The sequence below is a fragment of the Rothia sp. HMSC066H02 genome (assembly GCF_001814995.1).
GTDB classification, from domain to species: domain Bacteria; phylum Actinomycetota; class Actinomycetes; order Actinomycetales; family Micrococcaceae; genus Rothia; species Rothia mucilaginosa.
In genome coordinates, this window is sequence record NZ_KV818674.1 from 1 (window position 1) to 19,115 (window position 19,115).

Sequence of the window (19,115 nt, forward strand, 5' to 3'; positions counted from 1 at the left end):
TTGCGTTCACTGTATGGTTTTTGGATAACAATCCAATAGGCAATAAAAAGAGCCCGCTTGCGCGGGCTCTTTTGCTTTAACAGCTAAAGCTGGAAAGGGGCAGACCCATACGGGTCTGCCCCTTTTTTGTGCCCTCAGACCCTTGTCTATGGCTCTGTCTACTAGGAAGAATGCTCTTCACAGACACACTGGGATAGAGTAGAACCATGCACTACCCCATGTTCTCCCACGCACCAGAGCCAGTCGATCAGCAGCACCAACACAACGGTGAAGAACGAACGGTAGCACTCTACGTAGAGAGCACACTGGAGCCTCACGAAGCCTGGGCGGCACTGACCGAATACATTCACCTCTGGTGGCCCAGGCAGCTCCTGCAGAGCGAGGAAAGCCATATCGACCTCTCCACTGAGCTACTGCTCGAAGAGACCGCAGCTGGGGATATCATTCCTGTCGCACGCATTATCCAATGCGAGAACGAAGACATCCTCACCATCGCACCCTACCCGGGTACACGCCTGGGGCGGCTCATGGGCGTAGCTGAAGAATCAGAAGAAAGCCTGAGCTTCATCCTGGATGCTCTAGCTCCGGAAACCGCAGAAGGGCCGTTATCCCTGCTCGAAATCAGTAGCGGCACCTACACGGGTTATGAAGACGAAGAGCTGGGCATCTACGCGGAACAGGAAGAAGCAGCAACCCTACTCATGGGTGCCTACAGCCGCTTTATCGGAGCTGAACTCCAGCGAGAAGAACTATAGGGGCTCGGAGGTAAAAGAGGGTTCTCAACCCCTGTAGAGTGGTATGTCATGAGCACACAGGACCAGAACACCCCGCAGCAGAAGGACGCACGCCCCATCTGGGTGCGACTGCGTGCTAAAGCCACTGCAGAAGCGGTGCAACCTCAGCATTACACCACTCAGCACTACAGCAAGGCTGACATGCTAAAGCAGAGCAATATCTGGTTCCGTAAACAGGGTGCGCCCCTCATCATTTCTGCACGTCAACGTGCTCTCGATGCGTTCCCACGCTCCGTGCCATGGATCCTGTGGGCTGGCATCATGCATATCTGCTATATCTTCCTGCGCGACATTCTCCTCTTCGTAGTAGAGGACGTGAAAGGTTCCCTACCGAACTACGTCAAAGCTCTCACAAGCGATAGCGCCCTCAGCAACGAAGTACTCCCAGTGCTCGTACTCGGCGGGATTTTCCTCGTTATGCCGGTCATCTCCGGTGTGTTCATTGCCCTTGCTCACGTGCTGATGGTCCGTACCCCGCGGTGGGTTTAAATCACCACGGGTATTCTTACCGTACTTTTTGCCGGAATACTCTTCACCACCGGCGTCTTCGAAACCAACAGCCTTGAAGGTTTCGACTTCGTCTACGACGGTTCCCAAGTCTTCCCGCTCATCGTTGTGGGTATCTACCTTGCCATCTTCCTTGGCGTAGATACCGTACTCGGCTGGTCCCTCAAGCACGCCATCCACCAGCTCGCCTCCCTGCCGCCCATGATTGCGAAAGTACTGCCCGTACTCATGGTGTCTGTGCTCTTTATCTTCGTGAACGCAGACCTCTGGAAGCTCGCCAACGGACTCAGCTTCCCGCGCACCTGGGCGGTTTTGGGCCTTATGGGGCTACTCGCCGTGTTCGTGGTCGTCACAACCTCCCTGGAACGCACAGCGCGCCTGCTGGGGCGCTCCAGAGGCGACGACATCGCACGTTTTAGCGACAACGACTACGAGCACGCCGCAGCCCTCGAAGGCGGAATCTGGAACACCGCCCAAGACTGGGTTGAAGAGCAGAAAATCCTTGAACACCGACCCCTCAAAATCGCGCCCTGGAGCAACCTCATCATCATCCCCATGATCGGGCAGATCATTCAGGCGACCCTCTTCATGCTGCTCGTCTTCGGATTCTTCATGGGCTTCTCGTCCATCGCCATTAGCGACACCACCATCGAATCCTGGATGAGCATCAAACCCGAACACCTCAAAATCCTCGGCGTAGACACCAATATCAACGCCGTCGTCATCAAGGTGTCCATGATCGTTGCCGTGTTCTCTGGGCTCAGCTTCGTTGCAACCACAAGTAGCGACGAAAAATACGCCCGAAGCTTCCTCAAGCCCATGATTGAGTGGATCAAGCACATCCTGATCATTCGCGATATCTACCTGGGCCTACTCACCATGTCCAAAAACGAAGTGCTCATACCCCTCGAATAGGAGAAGAGCACTGAAAAAGAGACTGACAAAGCATAAGGAGGCATGTCAGGGGGGATAAAAGCTAGTGAGTCGACAGGTTCATCGTCAGCAGGTTGAACACCAGGTACGCCATCAGAAGAGCAGTCGCACCATCCAAAACACGCCACGCTGAAGGGCGCGCAAAGAGCGGACGCAACAGACGCGAACCATAGCCCAGCATCAAAAACCAGATCAGGCTACCGCAGCAGCACCCCAGGTAGTACCACCAACGGCCAGGATCGCCCTGGGCGTTCGCCAGCGAACCCAAAAGAATAGTCGTATCCAACCACGCCAGCGGATTCAAATACGTCACCGCCGCCGTGGTCAGCAGAGCCGCCTTCAACGACTGAGAATCACCCTCCGCATCATCAACCACAATCGAGTGCGGAGTAAACACACGGCGGCCAGCCTCAAAACCAAACCACGCCAAAAACGCCGCACCCACGTAGCGGAACACCTCAATAAACCACGGCGCCGCATCCAACAGGGCACCCAGGCCCACAACGCCCAAGCCAATCATCAGAGCATCCGACAGAATGCAGAAAATAATAATCGGGGTAATGTGCCGACCCAAAATACCCTGACGCAGCACAAAAGTTCCCTGGGCGCCAATAGCCGCTACCAAAGAAATCGTGGTGGTAGCACCCAGAAACAGCAGGGACAGGGATGCGGACATCGTGAAACTTTCTATGTTGATCAAACGGGGCATGAACCCGCGTACGCAGTGGCGGGTAGCGGCTCTCTTACTACCAGCTTGTCAGGCAAAGGCCTGTGATGCAGGGATAAAGCCTGGGTTAGCGGAAGTGTGAAGCGCCAGAGACGAGAATACGGGAAAAAGGACCCTAAATCTATCTAAATATTTTCACACTGCGTAAGATATTCTTATGACACGTTTCAGTACCGACCAGCTCACCACCTTCGCCACCGTCATCGAATACGGCACCTTCGACGCGGCGGCAGATATCCTGCGAGTGAGCCCCTCCGCCATCTCCCAGCGCATCAAAGCTATGGAACAGATTGCCGGAAAGGTCCTGGTACGCCGAAGCAACCCCGTCACCCCCACCGACGCCGGACAAAGCGTACTGCGCATCGCCCGACAAAGCGAATTCCTGCAGCAAGAAATGGAACGCGAACTCATGGGCGCCGGCGGCTTCCAGAGCGTCTCCGTTGCCGTCAACGCCGACTCACTCGCCACCTGGTTCATCGATGCGGTAGGAACCCTCAGCCGCGAAGACAGCATCTTCTGCGACCTACGACGAGAAGGCGAATTCCACTCCTCCGCTATGCTCCGATCCGGAGAAGTCATGGCAGTCATCACCTCCAAACCCGAAAAAATCCCCGGCTGCTCCGTCGAAACCCTCGGTGTGGCACGCTACTGGTGCGTTGCCACCCCCGACTTCGTGCAGCGGTACCTGCCCGGCTGGCCCAAGAGCATGAGTCGCGAAGAGCTCAATCGTGCCCCCGTCGTCGAATATGACCGTAAAGACTTTGTGCAGGATGTGGCGCGAGCCCTCATCGAAAAAGAGGTAGGTCTAGAGGCTGAAGAAACCTTCACCCAAAGCCCCACCATCTACATTCCCTCATCTCCGGACTATGCGCGAGCCGTCAGCTCCGGTATTGCCTGGGGCCTCATTCCTGAGGCACAATGCGCCGAAGAACTCGAAAGCGGGCACCTCGTGAAGCTCGCCGCAACCCCCGTAGAATTCCCCCTCTATTGGCAGCGCTGGAATATCAACTCGCCCGTTATGGAGACCGTAACCCGCCGCGTCCACGAAGCGGCGCGAGGCGACCTGATCTACTAAAGGGGTCCTTGAGTTAAGATCCTGAAATTAACCAAATTGTTAAAAATATATGCCTGACTAGACTATATTCTTATATAAGAATAAAGAACTGGGTAATAAAACCCTATAACACCCCACCACACATACAGAGGCGGCCGCCCCACACGGGACGGCCGCCTCTCTATAAGCTCTAACGCCTAAGTCTTAACGCCTAAACTCTAGCGCCAACGAGTCATCATCAGCATGCTCACCATCATGGCGCCCACACCAACACTCACATTCCACATACCCAAATCAGGAATCGGGAACAGGCCCTGCGTAATGTAGAAAACGATAATCCACAGAATGCCCACCGCCAACAGCGAGAACATAATCACGCGGTACCACAACGGAGTCTGCTCCTTCAGCTGCGTGCCGCTCTCCATCTCACGAGCAATCTCACGCAGACGCAGCTCGCTCGCATCCTCCACCTCAGACTTAGCAGACTTCTGAGACTTCTTCTTGGACGATGCCTTAGCCGAGTTGGTCGACATACTTCCTCCGCTTATTGTTGTATGGGTAACCTAAAAATATATGTTCACACCTATCTTTGCAGACTTACGGGATGATTTCACCTTCTCCGTGCGTTGAAAGATAAGGAACGCCACCCGGCGCCCAAGAACATACACAGCCCAAAGGACAAAGGAGAACGCATGAGCCAAGGAACGGCACCCACCGCAGAGCGCCGCCCCCGCACCGTGCTGCACTGGATCATCCAGATTACAGGCGAACTCCTTATCACCGTGGGCCTCCTGCTACTGCTCTTCGTCGCATGGCAGCTCTGGTGGACCAACATCGACGCCGACCGCACCCAATCCCAAGCCGTCAGCACCCTCGTCCAGGAATTCGACTCCAACCCCGCCGAACCCCTCCCCGACTGGGACCCCAACACCCCTCCCGCCGGTCTGAGCGAACCCGGCCACGGTGAAGTCTTCGGCATCGTCTACATCCCCAAGTTCGGATCCGACTACCAGCGCCCCGCCACCCAGGGCACCAGCTCCGACGTGCTCGACTCCCTCGGACTCGGCCACTACGAAGGAAGCGCCATGCCCGGACAGGTCGGCAACTTCTCCCTCGCAGGCCACCGCCAAACCCGCGGTAAAGTCCTCAACGACATCGACCTGCTCACCGAAGGCGACCACATCTACGTGCGTACCAAAGACGGCTACTACACCTACACCGTCTACAGCCACGAAATCGTGCAGCCCGACCAGGTAGAAGTCATCGAACCCGTCCCCGGACAGCCCGGCGTAGCACCCACTGAGCGCCTCCTGACGCTCACTACCTGCCACCCGCGCTACGGCGACACCGAACGATACATTGTCCACGCCCGCCTCGAATCCTGGCGGCCCGCCGCAGCCGGAGCGCCCGCAGAAATTGCCGCCTCCGTAGCAGGATCCTAAACCAGAGAGGAAAAGCAAGATGTACGCATGGATTTTCCGCCACCTCCCCGGCCCCCTGTGGGTTCGCATCATCATCGCCATCGTGCTGATACTCGCCGTAGTCTACCTGCTCATGGAATTCGTTTTCCCCCACTTTGCAGAGTACGGCCCCTTCAACCTGAACGTCACCATCAACCATTAGCGCTAAGGACGTGCCATGACCCGCATCCTTGTTATCGATAACTACGACAGCTTCGTCTTCACCCTCGTCGGCTACATCCAGCAGCTCGGCGCTGAAACCACCGTCATCCGTAACGACGAATACGAACTCGACGCCGTCATCAAGCTCGCCGAAGAACACGACGGCGTGCTCGTATCCCCGGGCCCCGGCGCCCCCGCAGAAGCCGGCGTCATCATTGACACCATCCGCTGGGCTGCCGAAGCGAAGAAGCCGCTACTGGGCGTATGCCTCGGCCACCAGGCCATCGCAGAAGCATTCGGCGGCACCGTCACCCACGCCCCCGAACTCATGCACGGCAAGACCTCCCGCCTCGTGCACGAAAACGTCTCCGTGTTTAAGGACGTGCCCAACCCCTTCACCGCGACCCGCTACCACTCCCTGGCAGTCGTACCCGAAACCATGCCCGCGGTCCTGGAAACCACCTCCACCACCGACAATGGCATCATCATGGGTCTGCGCCACCGCGAAGCCCCCATGCACGGCGTGCAGTTCCACCCCGAATCGGTCCTGACCGAAAGCGGATACCTCATGCTCGGCAACTGGCTCGAAGAAACCGGTCTGCAGGGAGCCGCAGAGCGCGCTAAGAGCCTCTCACCTCTCATGGCTTAGTAACTTTAGCCTTAGACGCCCCCAACGGCTTATATCGCCTCCAGAAGCCCCGTAGTAGACACGCTACAGGGAAACTGGAGGCGATAGCTATATCTGGACCCTTAGCTACGAGCAAACCCAGATACACGAAAAGGGGCGGCGCCCCACACCCAACGGTGTGGAGCGCCGCCCCTTTTGCTAACCGCTAGAACCCCTTAGCGGGCGTTAGCGTTTGCATTATTAGCGTTGTTCGCATTGGTATTCGCGTTAGTACCCTGAATCGTACGGGTACCCGCAGTAGCGGACGCAGTCGGTGCCGGAGTAGCCGTAGCGGTAGAACGCTGCTGGTTACCAGTAGTAGCGTTCTGGTTACCGGTCGCTGCCGCAGGCTGAGTAGCCTGCTGGTTAGCCGCGGTAGAACGCTGTTGGTTCTGGTTACCAGTGGTAGCGTTCTGGTTACCGGTCGCTGCCGCAGGCTGAGTAGCCGCAGTAGTCGGAGCGGTCGTCTGAGTCGGGGTAGCAGCCACACGGATCGTCACAGTGCTGTTCTGAGCCACCAGAGTACCTGCCGCAGAGCTCTGCGAAATCACAGTGCCCGCAGGACGCTCGTTAGTCTGAACAGTCTCAATGTTGGTGTTCAGCAGAACATCCTGAGCGGTCAGAGCAGCAATCGCCTGATCCTTGGTCAGACCCACCAGCGAGGGGACCTTTACCTTACCGGACGACAGGACAATGTTCACGGTGCTACCAGCCTCAACGGTCTGAGCGCCCTTATCGTCGGTCGAGCCCTTCTCCGGGGACAGCTCCACAACCATACCTGCAGGAACGGAAGCGCTCTCCACAGTGGAGACGCGGCCATCCACCAGACCCAGGTCCTTCAGAGCGTTACGGACATACGCCTCACTCTGACCCTGCAGGTTATCCGGCAGCTTGACCTTCTCCGGACCGTTCGAAACAGTCACAACAACGGTCGAGCCCTTATTGACCTTAGAACCAACACCCGGCTCAACGCTGATAACGTCGCCCTTCTTGACGTTGTCCGAGTAGCCCTGACGGTACTCCAGCACGAAGCCCAGGTTACGCAACTGGTTCTCGGCATCATCGCGGGAAACATTCACCACAGCCGGAACCGGAACCTGCGGAACCTCATTCAGCTTGTTCTGGTAGTACAACACCGAGCCGACACTGAAGAACAGCAGAGCCGCAATCAGAGTACCCACAAGGAAACGAACCCACGCACGCTTACGCGGCAAAGACTCATCGTACTCTGCGTATTCCTCATCGTCGTACAGTTCCTCATCGTCTTCATACTCGAAGAAGCCGTTGAGGCCGCCGTCTTCCACCGAAGCCTCAGTAATCGAGGTGGTGTACGGGGCGTAGTCATCACCCAAAGAAGCGGTAGTCGCCGAAGGCACAAAAGCAGTAGTCATCGCTGCATCCTGAACCACGGTCTCTTCACCCGGGCGAACAACCGATACCAGAGCCTGAGCGAACTCAGCCGCGCTCTGATAACGCTCATCCGGGTTCTTCGCCAGACCCTTCAGAATCACAGCATCCAGACCAGCAGGAACCTCAAGCGGGGTGAACTTGCTCGGAGGCTCAGGGGCATCCGAAAGATGCTTAGCCGCCAGATCAACATTCGACTCAGCATCAAACGGAGAACGACCAGCAATCATCTCGTAAATCACGCAAGCAGCAGAGTACAGGTCGCTACGGGCGTCAACTTCCTTGCCGCTCACCTGCTCAGGGGACATGTAGCGTGCGCTACCCATCACCACATTAGCCTTGGTCAGCGCCTCGCCAGCTTCCTCAATGGCACGAGAAATACCGAAATCCATGACCTTGATCTGGCCCGGCTGACCCTTAGCGATATCCTCGCTGGTACGCTCCAGCACCATAATATTCGCCGGCTTAATATCGCGGTGAATGATGCCCATCGAGTGGCTGTACTGCAAAGCACCCAGCAGCTGCTCGGAATAACCCAAAGCATCACGGACCGGCAGATGACCGCCACGGGACAGGATGGAACGCAGAGTATGACCCTCCACGTACTCCATCACGATATAAGGAATAGCGGTGCCCTCTTCCGAAGAAGCAGACTCCCCACCATCCTGCGAAGGGTTATACGAACCGGTGTCATAGACAGCAACAATCGCAGGATTGTTCAGAGACGCCACAGCCTCCGCCTCACGCTTAAAGCGTGCGCGGAACGTATCGTCCTGGGCCTGCTCCGGGCGCAGAATCTTAAGCGCAACCTTGCGGCCGAGGCGAGTATCCTCAGCAGCATAAACGGTTGCCATCGCACCGGTACCGATTACCTCAAGTACCTTGTAACGGTTATCAACCGTGTCGGGAACCGACAGGTCCATAAGTTCTCCTGGATCACTAAGACTAAAACTAAATCAAAACGTAGGGGCTAACGCGCCGACGCAGAAGCGGAAGCAGAAGCCGACGCAGACGGTGCAGCAGAAGCGCTCGCACTCGAACCCCTACCCGAACTGGAAGAGGCCACATACATGTCTACATTACTACCAACCGTAACCTTGGTGCCAGATGAGGGGGTAGTACGAAGCACCGTACCGGGGGCCGCAGTGTCCGAATTCTCATAATGCAGAGAAACATTCACACCCAGAGCGGCAACAGCCTTCGACGCCTCATCAACGTTCTTACCCTCAAGGTTCGACGGCAAAGTCACCGACTTCGGACCGGTTGAATAGCGAACAGTTACGCTATTACCCTGCTCCAAAGTACCCGTCGGAGAAACCGAAATCACCGTGTTCTCCGGCTGAGTCGACTCAACACCCTCAGTCTTGGGGGACAGACCAAGGTTCTTCAGCTCGTTCACTGCATCCTGCAGCTCGCGACCCTCATAGTTAATCGCGTTGACGGTCACCTTCTGCTTTGCAGCACGGGCAGAAGCAGACTCAGTCGGTTCCACCGTAGAAACAGTACCCGTGTTCGTCGGAACAGCAGACGAAGAAGCGCTCGGAACCGGATCAGTCGAACCGCCACCATTATTGGAAGAGAGGACCGTCCAAATACCGCCAGCAATCAGCACGATTGCCAGAAGCAGAGCAACCCACATCCACACGTTCGGGCCACGCTTCGCTGCAGGAGCGGGAGTAGACTTCACGCGACCCGATACAGGACGCATCGTCTGCTCACTCGTGCGAGGAATCGGCGCCGTCGTCGGCGCCGGCGAGAAACGACCACCAGAACCAAAACGCGGAGTAGCAGAAGCACTAATCGGCTCAGCCGCAACATCCATAGCGGTCATCGCGACAGTAGCGTCATCAGCGTTCTCCTCAGCCAAGAACTGAGCCAAAGAAGGAACAGCCTTCACCGCAGCCTGCAGATCGCGGCGACGAATCGCATCCACCGCAGACGCCAGAGCGGTCGCATCCTTAGGACGCTGAGCCGGGTCCTTAGCCAGCAGGCACATAATCAGCGCACGAGCAGGAGCCGGAATAGTCTCCGGAAGCGGCGGCGGAGGATCATTCACCTGAGCCAACGCAATCGCAATCTGCGACTCACCCGTAAACGGACGACGACCCACCAGGCACTCATAACCAATAATGCCCAACGAGTACATATCCGACGAGGCGGTAGCCGCCTGACCGGTCGCCTGCTCCGGCGCCAGGTACTGGGCGGTACCCATCACCTGGCCGGTAGCCGTCAACGGCACCTGGTTAGCCAGACGAGCAATACCGAAATCGGTCACCTTCACACGGTCATCCGGAGTGATGATGAGGTTACCCGGCTTCACGTCACGATGCACCAGACCCTGCGAATGAGCCGCAGCCAACGCGCGAGCGGTCTGAGCAATGAAGTTCAGAATACGGTCCGGCGGCAGGGTAGTCTCATGCTCGATGATGCTCGAAAGCGGATTACCCGGCACCAGTTCCATGACCAGGTACGCGGAGTTGTCCTCCTCACCGTAGTCGAAAACATTCGCTACGCCGGGGTGGTTCAACAGCGCCGTATTACGGGCCTCAGCGCGGAAACGCTCCAAGAAGCCCGGGTCACCGGTGTACTCCTCCTTGAGGATCTTGACCGCAACGATGCGTCCAAGCACCTTGTCGCGAGCTTTCCACACCTCGCCCATACCGCCAATCGCGATACGTTCGGTTAGGGTGTAGCGCCCGCCCAAAGTGATATCAGCCGCAGGCCTCACTTGTTCAACACCGCCTCAAAGAGTTGCTTACTAGTACTGGTTGCCAACTGAGCACCGGTCGCCGCGTCAATATCCTCGTAGACCACAGCAATCGCAATCTGAGGATCATCAGCCGGCGCGAAACCGGTAAACCAAGAATTATTCAAACCTGCCGTGGTCTCCGCGGTACCGGTCTTACCCGCCACCTTAACACCGGAGACACCAGCATTACGTGCAATACCATTATCAACCGCATTCACCATCCACTGCTTCACCTGGTTAGCAATTTCAGGGCTAGTGGACGTACGCAGCTTCTCAGGAGAGAACTCCTGCAAAGTGCTCAGGTTGCTGGTCTTCACCGAACGAATCAGGTTCGGCTTCATCTGCACGCCACCATTCGCAATCGCCGCAGAAGTCATCGCCACCTGCAGCGGAGTGGTCTTCACGTCGTACTGACCAATCGCCGACTGGGCCAGCTGGCTCTGCGTCAGATTCGACGGGAAAGACGACTTAGAAACCGTCAAAGGAATCTTCAAATCCTGGCCGTAACCAAAATTCTCAGCGGTCTTCGCGATACGCTCCTGACCCAAATCCATCGCAATCTGCGCAAACGGCGTATTGCAGGACTGAGCCAAAGCCCACTCAATCGTCGCCTGAGTGCGGGTCGAACACTGACCGCCCGTATAGTTCGGCAGGGTAATGTTCGTGCCCGGTAGCGGCAACTGCGCGGGGTTCGCAATGACCGAGGATGCGTTGTACTTGCCGGATTCCAGCGCCGCCACCGCATCAATAATCTTGAAGGGCGAACCCGGCGAATAGGTGTTACCCGCAATCGCACGGTTAAACAGGGGGCTGTCCTCGTCAGAAGTCAGCGCCTGGTAATTCGCCAGAACCGAAGAGCTCGTATGAGCCGACAGAAGATTCGGATCGTAGGACGGCGAAGAAGCCATCGCCAGAATCTCACCGGTCTTCGGGTTCAACGCCACCACAGCACCCTTACGGCCCTGCAACGCGTTGTAGGCAATGTCCTGAAGCTTCGAATTGATCGTCAGCTCCACGCTAGCGCCCTGTGCGGAAGAACCGCTGAACAGCTGCGCCACACGATCGTAGAACTGGCTATCGCTCGTGCCCGCAAGCTCCTTATCGAGTGCAGCCTCCAGACCGGTCGCGCCATAAATGGTGGAGAAATAACCCGTCAGAGCCGCATACTTGAGCGGGTGGTTATACACACGCTGGTAGTTGTACTCATCATCGGACTTCACCGACGAAGCAATCTCCGTACCGTCAACCACAATCGAACCACGTGCCGAACCGTAATTGTCGTAGAGCGCTCGAGAATTCCACTGATTATTCATCAGCGTCTTCGAATCGAAGAACTGAATATAGCTGAGGGTACCCATCAGCAGGACAAACACGCACGCGGCAGACATCCACATGCGGCGAATAGCCCTATCCATTCTTCTCACCTCCAGAATCCTTAGCCGTAATACGCGCCAGAACGCTAGTAGCACCCTCCGGCTCGTAGCTAGTGTCCGCATGGTCAATACCCTGCGGAGCATCATAACCAGCCACCAGGTGAGGTGCGCGGGCACTATGAGAAATAGACAACCACAGCGCCACAATAATCCAGTTAGCCACCAACGAGGAGCCACCGGCAGACATGAAAGGAGTCGTCAGACCAGTCAGCGGAATCAAACGAGTCACGCCGCCAATCACCACGAACAGCTGCAGAACCATGACCGTAGACAGGCCGGCAGCCAACAGCTTGCCGAAACCATCACGAGTACCCAACGCTGCACGGTAACCGCGCGAAACCAGAAGCATGAACATCATCAGGATGGCACCCAGACCCACCAGGCCCAGCTCCTCACCCAACGAGGAAATAATCATGTCCGAATTAGCGTACGGGACGAGGTTCGCGCGGCCCTGACCCCAACCGCGGCCAAAAAGACCGCCGTAAGCCAGGCCGAAAACGCCCTGCAGAATCTGACCCGAACCGCCAGGAGACGCCTGGTAAATCTCCGGATCAAAAGCATGCACCCACGCATAAATACGGGCGTGCACGTGCGAGACATAGTGGTACGCGAAATAGCCGCCCACAGCCATACCGATACCCGCAACCACCAGCCACGAAATACGGCCGGTCGACAGGTACAGCATCGCCATGAACAGGCCAAAGAACATAATTGCCGAACCAAGATCCTTCTGGAACACCAGAACACCCAGGCTCACAATCCACGCCAAGAACACCGGCGCCAAATCACGCAGACGCGGCAGATTGATAGGGCCGATGCGGCGGCCAGCCACCAGAATCAGGTCACGGTGCGTCGCCAAATAGCCGGCGAAGAAAATCGCCAAAGTAATCTTCGCGACCTCACCCGGCTGGAACGTACGGTTACCGATATGAATCCAAATACGAGCACCATTGAGCTCCATACCCAGACCCGGAACCAGCGGCATGATGAGCAGAATCATCGACAGCACCAGGGAGGTGTACGTGACCTTACGCAGCAGACGGTAATCCCTGAGCACAAACACGATAATCGCGCACAGCACCATAGACACGCCAGTCCACATCAGCTGACCATCACCCACCGGAGCCGCAATCTGCGGATCCAGACGATAAATCATGGTCAAACCAATACCGTTCAGAGCCACCACCAGCGGCAGAATAAACGGATCAGCATAACGGGCGCGGAACTGCATGACTAGGTGAATCAGAAGAGCACCAGCACCCAGCACCACCGTGCACGGCAACCACTGGCTCTTCGACGTATCAAAAGCATGCTCCGGATCAATCAGGTACATGCCGAACGAGCTGATACCCACCGCCAAAACCAGCAGGAAAAGCTCCGTGAAACGGCGTGCACGAGGCGCGTCCGACTCACGACGGAACGAGAACTTAGCCATTGTTCTCACCGCCCTCTGCCGCAGGCGCGGAGGAAACCGTAGCCAGCTCAGGAGCCGGGGATGCCGAATCAGAGCCCGGTGCCTCAGAGCTCGGAGCCTCACTGGGCGCCTCAGAGCTCGGGGAAGCAGAAGCCGAGGCAGACGCGGAAGCAGACGCAGCGGCCTGCTCCGCCTTCTCACGAGACTGATCTGCCTGAGTCTTCAAACGAGACACAATCTGGTGCGCATCATCCAGGTCCTTCGCCGTAATCGCATTACGCAACAAAGAACGAGTATGATCGCTCAGCTCACTCGTAGGAATATCGGTATTCTCCACCACGTGAGAAAGGCGAATCGGACCCAACGCATGCGGAATACCGTTGTACACCGCAACCGTGCCGTCACTCTCACCCACATAGTAGCTACGCTCCACATAGCGCAGACCGGTCCACGCAGCCAGCGTCAAAATAGCCGCAACCAGCAGAGTAATGAACAGGCGAATCGACCACGACCGCGGGCGCGAACGCTCAACAGTATCCTCAGCGATTAGCTCCTCCAGCTCAGCCGGCAGGGTCGCCTCATCAGACTCAACCTTCAAAGGCACACGCTGAGCCACCGTCGCACGATGCTCCAGGGTACGAGAAGTAACCGCCGGAATCATGCCGGTCTCAGTAGCCACCGAAGCGGCACCAACCAGCTGATGCGGGCGGGAACCCAATTCGCTACGCAAAATCGCAGCATTCGTAAGAGCCGCATCCACGGCGTTATCGTACGTACCGATATGGTGACGCACCGCCCCAGAACCACTGTGCAACAGGGTTCCAGAGAAGTCACGAGCACGACGGAAACGGCGCAACGACCGACGATGAGGCTCCTCAGAGTCCTCATCATGGTGCGCACCCAAAATAGCCTCAGCAGCCTCAGCCGTGGCAGCAACCTCGGGAAGCTTCTGAGTATTCGTGCTGACCTCCTGCTCCGCCACAATCGAATCAGGCAGAGCAGACTCAGGCAGGCTCGAAGGACCCACCGGCTCATCCACCGGCAGAACCTCACGGTCAATCACCTGCAGGGACACAACCGTCACGTTATCCGGAGCGCCACGCTCCAAAGTCATCGCAATCAGAGTGTCAGCAATCTCAGACAGATCATCGGTAGAACGCATCACCTGCTCAATCTCTGATAGGGACACCACAGCATCCAAACCGTCAGAAGAGAGCACCCAGCGCTCGCCGGGAACAGCGTCCAGAGTCTTCAACTCCAGCTCGGGGGACGCGTCAACGTCACCCAGAACGCGCATAATCACGTTCTTATGCGGGTGGTTCTCCGCCTCCTGCGGGGTAATACGACCCTCATTGAGCAAGCGCTGCACAAACGTATGGTCAGTAGAAATCTGCTCAAACTCACCATCAGCACCCGGGCGCAGACGATACGCACGCGAGTCACCAATATGAGCCAGCTCAATACAATCGCCATCAATCAGCAGGGCAGTACAGGTCGTACCCATACCCGCCAGCTGCGGGTCATTCGCCGCCAGCTCATTAATAATCAGGTTCGCACTCTGAATCTCATCAGCCAGGTAAACGCTGCCGGTACCATCCTCAAAGTCAGGGTGGTCAAGCGGAGTCAGATTCAGAACCGTCGTAGCCGACGCGACATCGCCGCCCACGTGACCGCCCATGCCGTCAGCAACGACCGCAAGGAAACGACCACCGTAGCCGGAGTCATCATTCTTCGAGCGTTTCAGACCCGTATCAGAGCGGGCCTCAAAACGAAAAGCAATCTTCATACACTAGCCCCTCAACTGCATGGTGGTACCGCCAACGCGGAAATCATCACCGGGCTCAATCGGGGTCGCACGAGTCAGACGCTCGCCATTGACGAACGTACCATTAGTAGAATTCAAATCCTCCAGGAACCAACGGGAACCCTGAGGGAACAGACGCGCATGGCGGCCCGAGGCGTAATCATCCTGCAGAGACACCTCAATGTCATTAGCGCGGCCAATAGTAATCGGCTGGTCGCCCAGCTGCATCATGGCGCCAGCCTGCGCACCGGCAGTAATCACAAGCTGCGAAGGGCGAGTCGGCGGAGGCGCAATATGGGTAGCCTCCGGAACCGCATCAACCGGTGCCGCACGATAGTTCTTGCCCAAACCCAGGTCACGGCGAGCCGCCGAAACCACCAGGAAAACAAAGAACCAGATGAGCGCCAGAAAAGCGTAACGAAGGATAGTAACGGTCAATTCAGACGCCATTAACGGACACCTCCGGTCGAACTATGGAAAATGATGCGGGTATTACCCATGCGAAGCAGCGAACCGTTCGCCAGCACCACCGGCGCACGCAGAGGCGCACCGTTAATCAACGTGCCATTAGTAGAACCCATATCGGAGGCGACCACCGCACCACCCTGCATCGAAAGCTGCAGGTGACGGCGAGAAACGCCCTTATCATCCAGACGAAGATCAGCATCAGAACCGCGGCCCAGCACAAACGGCAGGTGGTTCACCGGGTGCATGCGACCCTCAATCTCCAAGAAGAAACGGGGAGCCGCCGCAGGGGGCGCTACAGGCATGTTCAGGCGAGGCGCAGGAGCCTGCTGAGGGGCAGGGCTGGGTGCAGGCTGAGCCGGCTGAGCAGCCGGCTTCGTAATGCGGGTCGGCAAAGAAGACTCACGCGGCGGACGCACCGGCGCGTAGTTAGTAGCGCCGCGCAGAGACGGGGACGCGGGAGCCTCCGGTACAGAGAACGGCTCGAAAGTCGCAACAACCTCAAACTCGCCCTCAGAGAGAGAATCAAGAACGTTGAACGTCACGCGAACCGCACCAATCAGGGTGTAACCCTGCGCGCGGGCGTGCGAAATCGCCAAATCGCACAGCTCAACAGCGAACGGGTTGCCCCACTCGCGCACGCGAGGGAAATCAACCGGTGCGAAACGCAGAGTATAGACATTAGGAGCCATAGTGCGGCCACTGCCGTCCACGTAGGACTCGTCATCCATCATGATGCGGACGCGGTTAGCGACATCCGCCTTCGCAAAGGTGCCGAAGCCCTTGGAAAGGCCGACAGTGCGGCCGATGCCTTGCTCCAGCTTGCCCAGCTTGTCGAAAAACTTCATGCCGCCTCCTTCTCAACGACCATTCCGAGCAACAGACCGCGCAAACGGTCTTTATCCGAAAGGCTCAGTTTAACGAGCGTGTCTGTGCGTTAGCTGTGTGCCCTGTGAATGAACACACCCGATTCTATTTTAGGTGATGCACTTGCCATCGCTCTGGAACCCCGTCATTTAGCGGGGAATTGGTTATGGATATGAAAAAATCCCCGGTTCTTTCGAACCGGGGATCGTTGGTGCGCGAGGGGGGAGTTGAACCCCCACGCCCTCACGGGCACACGGACCTGAACCGTGCGCGTCTGCCTATTCCGCCACTCGCGCATGTGTCTTACGGTGTATCACCGCAGGCAACACATAAAACTATACGGACTGCATGCGGTGCTGTCCAATTGAAATAGTGTGACCTTCGTTACTTAGTATTGGTGGGGGTGTCAGAAAGAGACTCTGAAGCACTATCGGAGGCGCTATCGGGGGCACTATCAGACGCTCCACCGGAAGCAGTCGCATCGGACGCAGCCGCGGAACCCCGCGCCATACGCTCCTGTTCAGCACGCTCCCTGTCAATACGTTCCAAACGCGCACGCAACAACCACGCCACCGGACCCGCATACGGCAGGCACAGCACCAGCAGAAGCCACTTCAGCTTCTGCACCTCCGAAAAATGCGGGTTCCGATGAATCGTCACCAAGCACAATAGTGCCAACGCAATACCAGCCAGAAACACGACCGTGACCACCAGTTCCAGTACGGCACGCCAATCCATAAACCCTCCTAATATCCTTCCTAAGCATACAGACCTGGAGGAACCCACAAGCCCTCAGAACAGTCCAAGGAGGCACCCTGAACCTACCGCTCAGGGGCAGCCCCATACACGCCTCGGGTACACAAAAAGGGCCCGCCCCGCACACAGCAGGACGGGCCCGTCCACAAAAGCCTAGATAAGGCTCACGAACTAGCGGCTAGCCTTCTTCGCAGCACGACGCTCAGCAGTCTTCGCATCATACTCAGCCCAGAACTCACGGGTAGTCACCTCATCAGTGCCATCCCACGCCGCAAGATTCTTCAACTCAGGCATATCCGAAGCCTTGAAAATCGGCTCCAAACCAGCCTTACGCTGAGCCTCATAGTTCTTCAACACCGCAACAACCTGCGGAGTCATCAACAGAACCGCCGTCAAGTTCACAATCACCATGCCGGCATTCAACATATCCGCGGTAGTCCACACCAGATCCAGCGAAGAAATCGCACCGAAGAACACGAACACCAGAACCAGTGCACGGAAAATATTCATCGGCAGCTTACGCTCAGTCACGAAACGCATATTCGACTCGCCGTAGTAGTAGTTACCAATCACAGTCGAGAACGCAAACATGAAAATCGCGATAGTCAGGAAGTGCACCGCCCAATCGCCCAGCTGCATAGCCAGCGCCGACTGAGTCAGCGACGCACCACGCGAACGATCACCATAAGTCGGGTTCGACAGCAGAACAATAAACGCAGTCACAGTACACGCCATCATCGTGTCAAAGTAAACACCCAAAGTCTGCACGTAACCCTGCTTAGCCGGGTGAGAAATAGTAGCGGTCGCACCAGCGTTCGGAGCAGTACCCATACCCGCCTCGTTAGTCAGCAGGCCACGCTTCATACCCCAAATCACGGCACCCATGGTACCGCCGGTCACGAACTCCTTAATACCGAAAGCACCCTGGAAAATCATCAGCAGCATCTCCGGAACCTGGCCAATGTTCAGCAGAACAACCAGCAGACCCAGCAGCAAATACAGCACCGCCATAATCGGAACCAGCCACTCAGTCACCGAAGAAATCGCGCGAATACCACCGAAAATAATTGCCGCAGTCAGCGCCACCATAATCAGGCCAATAGTGATGCGGAAACCCATCGAGTTAGTACCCGAAACATCAATGCTGAACGAGTTCGCCGCAGCATCCACCACAGCATTCGTCTGAACCGCCACAAACACAAACGCGTAAGTGACCACAATGAACGCCACGAAGATGTAACCCATCCACGGAGCATTCAGGCCACGCTTCATGTAGTACGCCGGACCACCAATATAGGAATCCTTACCGCGCTCCTTGTACAGCTGACCCAGAAGGGACTCCGCAAAAGCAGAAGCCGCACCAACAGCAGCAATAACCCACATCCAGAACACAGCCCCCGGGCCACCCATAGCAATAGCCAAAGCAACACCCGCAACAGTACCGGTACCCACACGAGAAGCCGCCGAAACAGTAAACGCACGGAATGAAGAAATGCTCTTCTTGCCGTCAGCCTCACGAGCAACCGGGTCACCCAGGACACGGACCATTTCCTTAATAGAACGCCACTGCACACCGCGAGTACGGATCGTAATGTACAGACCAGCCGCAATCAGAGCGTAGTAGAGGAAATTACTCCACATCCAGTTCTGCACGGCATCCACGGCGGAAGTCAGTCCCGCAGTCTGCGTATTAATGTCCCCGATGATATTCAGAAGAAAATCCACTCGGCACTCCAATCTTGAAAGCAAAAAGCCCGCACGCTCAAATCCGAAAGACGGACAACGTGTGGGCTGCATTGCTGGGTGGCGCGGACTCAAAGCCGCGTAACGGAGGCACATACGCTCCGTATGATTAGTCACTTCATTGTGTCGGGTACGTCCCCCGCTCGGCAACTTAAAAAAGGGGCCCAAGCCAA

The 19,115-nt window shown here is 56.8% G+C and carries 18 protein-coding genes and 1 tRNA gene; 7 read left to right on the forward strand and 12 right to left on the reverse strand.

Going from position 1 to position 19,115, the window contains the following annotated elements; all coding sequences use genetic code 11:
• Positions 1–206 precede the first annotated feature (206 nt).
• From HMPREF2999_RS03855 to HMPREF2999_RS09590, 3 genes are all read left to right on the forward strand, one after another.
• The gene (locus tag HMPREF2999_RS03855; protein WP_070675606.1) at positions 207–755 is read left to right on the forward strand and encodes a GTPase; all 549 of its coding nucleotides are present in this window, start codon (positions 207–209) and stop codon (positions 753–755) included.
• Positions 756–803: 48 nt separating this feature from the next.
• Positions 804–1,283: a hypothetical protein gene (locus tag HMPREF2999_RS09585; RefSeq protein ID WP_246823068.1), complete on the forward strand. Its 480-nt coding sequence runs from the start codon at positions 804–806 to the stop codon at positions 1,281–1,283.
• A 126-nt stretch (positions 1,284–1,409) separates the two neighbouring features.
• The gene (locus HMPREF2999_RS09590) at positions 1,410–2,216 is read left to right on the forward strand and encodes a hypothetical protein (protein ID WP_246823069.1); all 807 of its coding nucleotides are present in this window, start codon (positions 1,410–1,412) and stop codon (positions 2,214–2,216) included.
• A 61-nt stretch (positions 2,217–2,277) separates the two neighbouring features.
• Here the strand turns inward: HMPREF2999_RS09590 and HMPREF2999_RS03865 are convergent, their stop codons facing one another.
• Complete coding sequence (locus HMPREF2999_RS03865; protein ID WP_049328051.1) at positions 2,278–2,910, reverse strand: LysE/ArgO family amino acid transporter; 633 nt, start codon at positions 2,908–2,910, stop codon at positions 2,278–2,280.
• A 208-nt stretch (positions 2,911–3,118) separates the two neighbouring features.
• On the opposite strand from HMPREF2999_RS03865, the gene HMPREF2999_RS03870 reads away from it, so the two are divergent.
• A complete protein-coding gene (locus HMPREF2999_RS03870; protein WP_070675609.1) occupies positions 3,119–4,036 on the forward strand; it encodes a LysR family transcriptional regulator ArgP in 918 nt (305 codons plus the stop codon).
• A 197-nt stretch (positions 4,037–4,233) separates the two neighbouring features.
• Here the strand turns inward: HMPREF2999_RS03870 and HMPREF2999_RS03875 are convergent, their stop codons facing one another.
• On the reverse strand, positions 4,234–4,548 hold the full coding sequence (locus tag HMPREF2999_RS03875) for a cell division protein CrgA (protein WP_005507388.1): 315 nt from the start codon (positions 4,546–4,548) through the stop codon (positions 4,234–4,236).
• Between the two features lie 159 nt (positions 4,549–4,707).
• Here HMPREF2999_RS03875 and HMPREF2999_RS03880 point away from each other — a divergent pair, with 159 nt between their 5' ends.
• Genes HMPREF2999_RS03880 through HMPREF2999_RS03885 form a run of 3 tightly spaced genes read left to right on the forward strand, consistent with a single transcriptional unit; the run spans position 4,708 to position 6,286 of the window.
• The gene (locus HMPREF2999_RS03880) at positions 4,708–5,457 is read left to right on the forward strand and encodes a class E sortase (protein ID WP_044150898.1); all 750 of its coding nucleotides are present in this window, start codon (positions 4,708–4,710) and stop codon (positions 5,455–5,457) included.
• Between the two features lie 19 nt (positions 5,458–5,476).
• Complete coding sequence (locus tag HMPREF2999_RS09490; RefSeq protein WP_005507386.1) at positions 5,477–5,638, forward strand: hypothetical protein; 162 nt, start codon at positions 5,477–5,479, stop codon at positions 5,636–5,638.
• Positions 5,639–5,653: 15 nt separating this feature from the next.
• The gene (locus HMPREF2999_RS03885) at positions 5,654–6,286 is read left to right on the forward strand and encodes an aminodeoxychorismate/anthranilate synthase component II (RefSeq protein WP_070675613.1); all 633 of its coding nucleotides are present in this window, start codon (positions 5,654–5,656) and stop codon (positions 6,284–6,286) included.
• Positions 6,287–6,480: 194 nt separating this feature from the next.
• Here the strand turns inward: HMPREF2999_RS03885 and pknB are convergent, their stop codons facing one another.
• The 10 genes from pknB to HMPREF2999_RS03935 all read right to left on the reverse strand — a co-directional run bounded on the left by pknB (position 6,481) and on the right by HMPREF2999_RS03935 (position 18,924).
• The gene (gene pknB, locus HMPREF2999_RS03890) at positions 6,481–8,634 is read right to left on the reverse strand and encodes a Stk1 family PASTA domain-containing Ser/Thr kinase (protein ID WP_070675616.1); all 2,154 of its coding nucleotides are present in this window, start codon (positions 8,632–8,634) and stop codon (positions 6,481–6,483) included.
• Positions 8,635–8,681: 47 nt separating this feature from the next.
• The gene (locus HMPREF2999_RS03895; protein ID WP_070675619.1) at positions 8,682–10,439 is read right to left on the reverse strand and encodes a protein kinase domain-containing protein; all 1,758 of its coding nucleotides are present in this window, start codon (positions 10,437–10,439) and stop codon (positions 8,682–8,684) included.
• The gene (locus tag HMPREF2999_RS03900; protein WP_070675622.1) at positions 10,436–11,875 is read right to left on the reverse strand and encodes a peptidoglycan D,D-transpeptidase FtsI family protein; all 1,440 of its coding nucleotides are present in this window, start codon (positions 11,873–11,875) and stop codon (positions 10,436–10,438) included. The genes HMPREF2999_RS03895 and HMPREF2999_RS03900 overlap by 4 nt, the downstream gene beginning before the upstream one ends.
• Positions 11,868–13,328 (reverse strand): FtsW/RodA/SpoVE family cell cycle protein, encoded by a 1,461-nt coding sequence (locus HMPREF2999_RS03905; RefSeq protein ID WP_005507381.1) that lies wholly within the window; start codon positions 13,326–13,328, stop codon positions 11,868–11,870. Before HMPREF2999_RS03905 ends, HMPREF2999_RS03900 begins: the two co-directional genes overlap by 8 nt.
• The gene (locus tag HMPREF2999_RS03910; protein WP_070675625.1) at positions 13,321–15,093 is read right to left on the reverse strand and encodes a PP2C family protein-serine/threonine phosphatase; all 1,773 of its coding nucleotides are present in this window, start codon (positions 15,091–15,093) and stop codon (positions 13,321–13,323) included. The genes HMPREF2999_RS03905 and HMPREF2999_RS03910 overlap by 8 nt, the downstream gene beginning before the upstream one ends.
• Before the next feature lie 3 nt (positions 15,094–15,096).
• Complete coding sequence (locus HMPREF2999_RS03915; RefSeq protein ID WP_049357192.1) at positions 15,097–15,561, reverse strand: FHA domain-containing protein FhaB/FipA; 465 nt, start codon at positions 15,559–15,561, stop codon at positions 15,097–15,099.
• The gene (locus HMPREF2999_RS03920) at positions 15,561–16,424 is read right to left on the reverse strand and encodes an FhaA domain-containing protein (protein WP_070675628.1); all 864 of its coding nucleotides are present in this window, start codon (positions 16,422–16,424) and stop codon (positions 15,561–15,563) included. The genes HMPREF2999_RS03915 and HMPREF2999_RS03920 overlap by 1 nt, the downstream gene beginning before the upstream one ends.
• Before the next feature lie 228 nt (positions 16,425–16,652).
• Positions 16,653–16,739: transfer RNA gene (locus HMPREF2999_RS03925), tRNA-Leu, on the reverse strand.
• An 88-nt stretch (positions 16,740–16,827) separates the two neighbouring features.
• Positions 16,828–17,181 carry a PLDc N-terminal domain-containing protein gene (locus HMPREF2999_RS03930; RefSeq protein WP_070675631.1) on the reverse strand — a complete coding sequence of 118 codons (354 nt, stop codon included), beginning with the start codon at positions 17,179–17,181 and terminating at the stop codon, positions 16,828–16,830.
• Between the two features lie 189 nt (positions 17,182–17,370).
• Positions 17,371–18,924, reverse strand: coding sequence for an alanine/glycine:cation symporter family protein (locus HMPREF2999_RS03935; protein WP_070675634.1), 1,554 nt, complete (start codon positions 18,922–18,924; stop codon positions 17,371–17,373).
• Positions 18,925–19,115: the final 191 nt, after the last annotated feature.

Bases quoted from the DNA above. Each gene is read 5' to 3' on its own strand.
- HMPREF2999_RS03875 (WP_005507388.1), bottom strand. From the start codon at position 4,548: ATGTCGACCAACTCGGCTAAGGCATCGTCCAAGAAGAAGTCTCAGAAG.
- pknB (WP_070675616.1), bottom strand. From the start codon at position 8,634: ATGGACCTGTCGGTTCCCGACACGGTTGATAACCGTTACAAGGTACTT.
- HMPREF2999_RS03910 (WP_070675625.1), bottom strand. From the start codon at position 15,093: ATGAAGATTGCTTTTCGTTTTGAGGCCCGCTCTGATACGGGTCTGAAA.
- HMPREF2999_RS03870 (WP_070675609.1), top strand. From the start codon at position 3,119: ATGACACGTTTCAGTACCGACCAGCTCACCACCTTCGCCACCGTCATC.
- HMPREF2999_RS03930 (WP_070675631.1), bottom strand. From the start codon at position 17,181: ATGGATTGGCGTGCCGTACTGGAACTGGTGGTCACGGTCGTGTTTCTG.
- HMPREF2999_RS03885 (WP_070675613.1), top strand. From the start codon at position 5,654: ATGACCCGCATCCTTGTTATCGATAACTACGACAGCTTCGTCTTCACC.
- HMPREF2999_RS09585 (WP_246823068.1), top strand. From the start codon at position 804: ATGAGCACACAGGACCAGAACACCCCGCAGCAGAAGGACGCACGCCCC.
- HMPREF2999_RS03900 (WP_070675622.1), bottom strand. From the start codon at position 11,875: ATGGATAGGGCTATTCGCCGCATGTGGATGTCTGCCGCGTGCGTGTTT.
- HMPREF2999_RS03920 (WP_070675628.1), bottom strand. From the start codon at position 16,424: ATGAAGTTTTTCGACAAGCTGGGCAAGCTGGAGCAAGGCATCGGCCGC.
- HMPREF2999_RS03905 (WP_005507381.1), bottom strand. From the start codon at position 13,328: ATGGCTAAGTTCTCGTTCCGTCGTGAGTCGGACGCGCCTCGTGCACGC.
- HMPREF2999_RS09490 (WP_005507386.1), top strand. From the start codon at position 5,477: ATGTACGCATGGATTTTCCGCCACCTCCCCGGCCCCCTGTGGGTTCGC.
- HMPREF2999_RS03855 (WP_070675606.1), top strand. From the start codon at position 207: ATGCACTACCCCATGTTCTCCCACGCACCAGAGCCAGTCGATCAGCAG.
- HMPREF2999_RS03880 (WP_044150898.1), top strand. From the start codon at position 4,708: ATGAGCCAAGGAACGGCACCCACCGCAGAGCGCCGCCCCCGCACCGTG.
- HMPREF2999_RS03915 (WP_049357192.1), bottom strand. From the start codon at position 15,561: ATGGCGTCTGAATTGACCGTTACTATCCTTCGTTACGCTTTTCTGGCG.
- HMPREF2999_RS03865 (WP_049328051.1), bottom strand. From the start codon at position 2,910: ATGTCCGCATCCCTGTCCCTGCTGTTTCTGGGTGCTACCACCACGATT.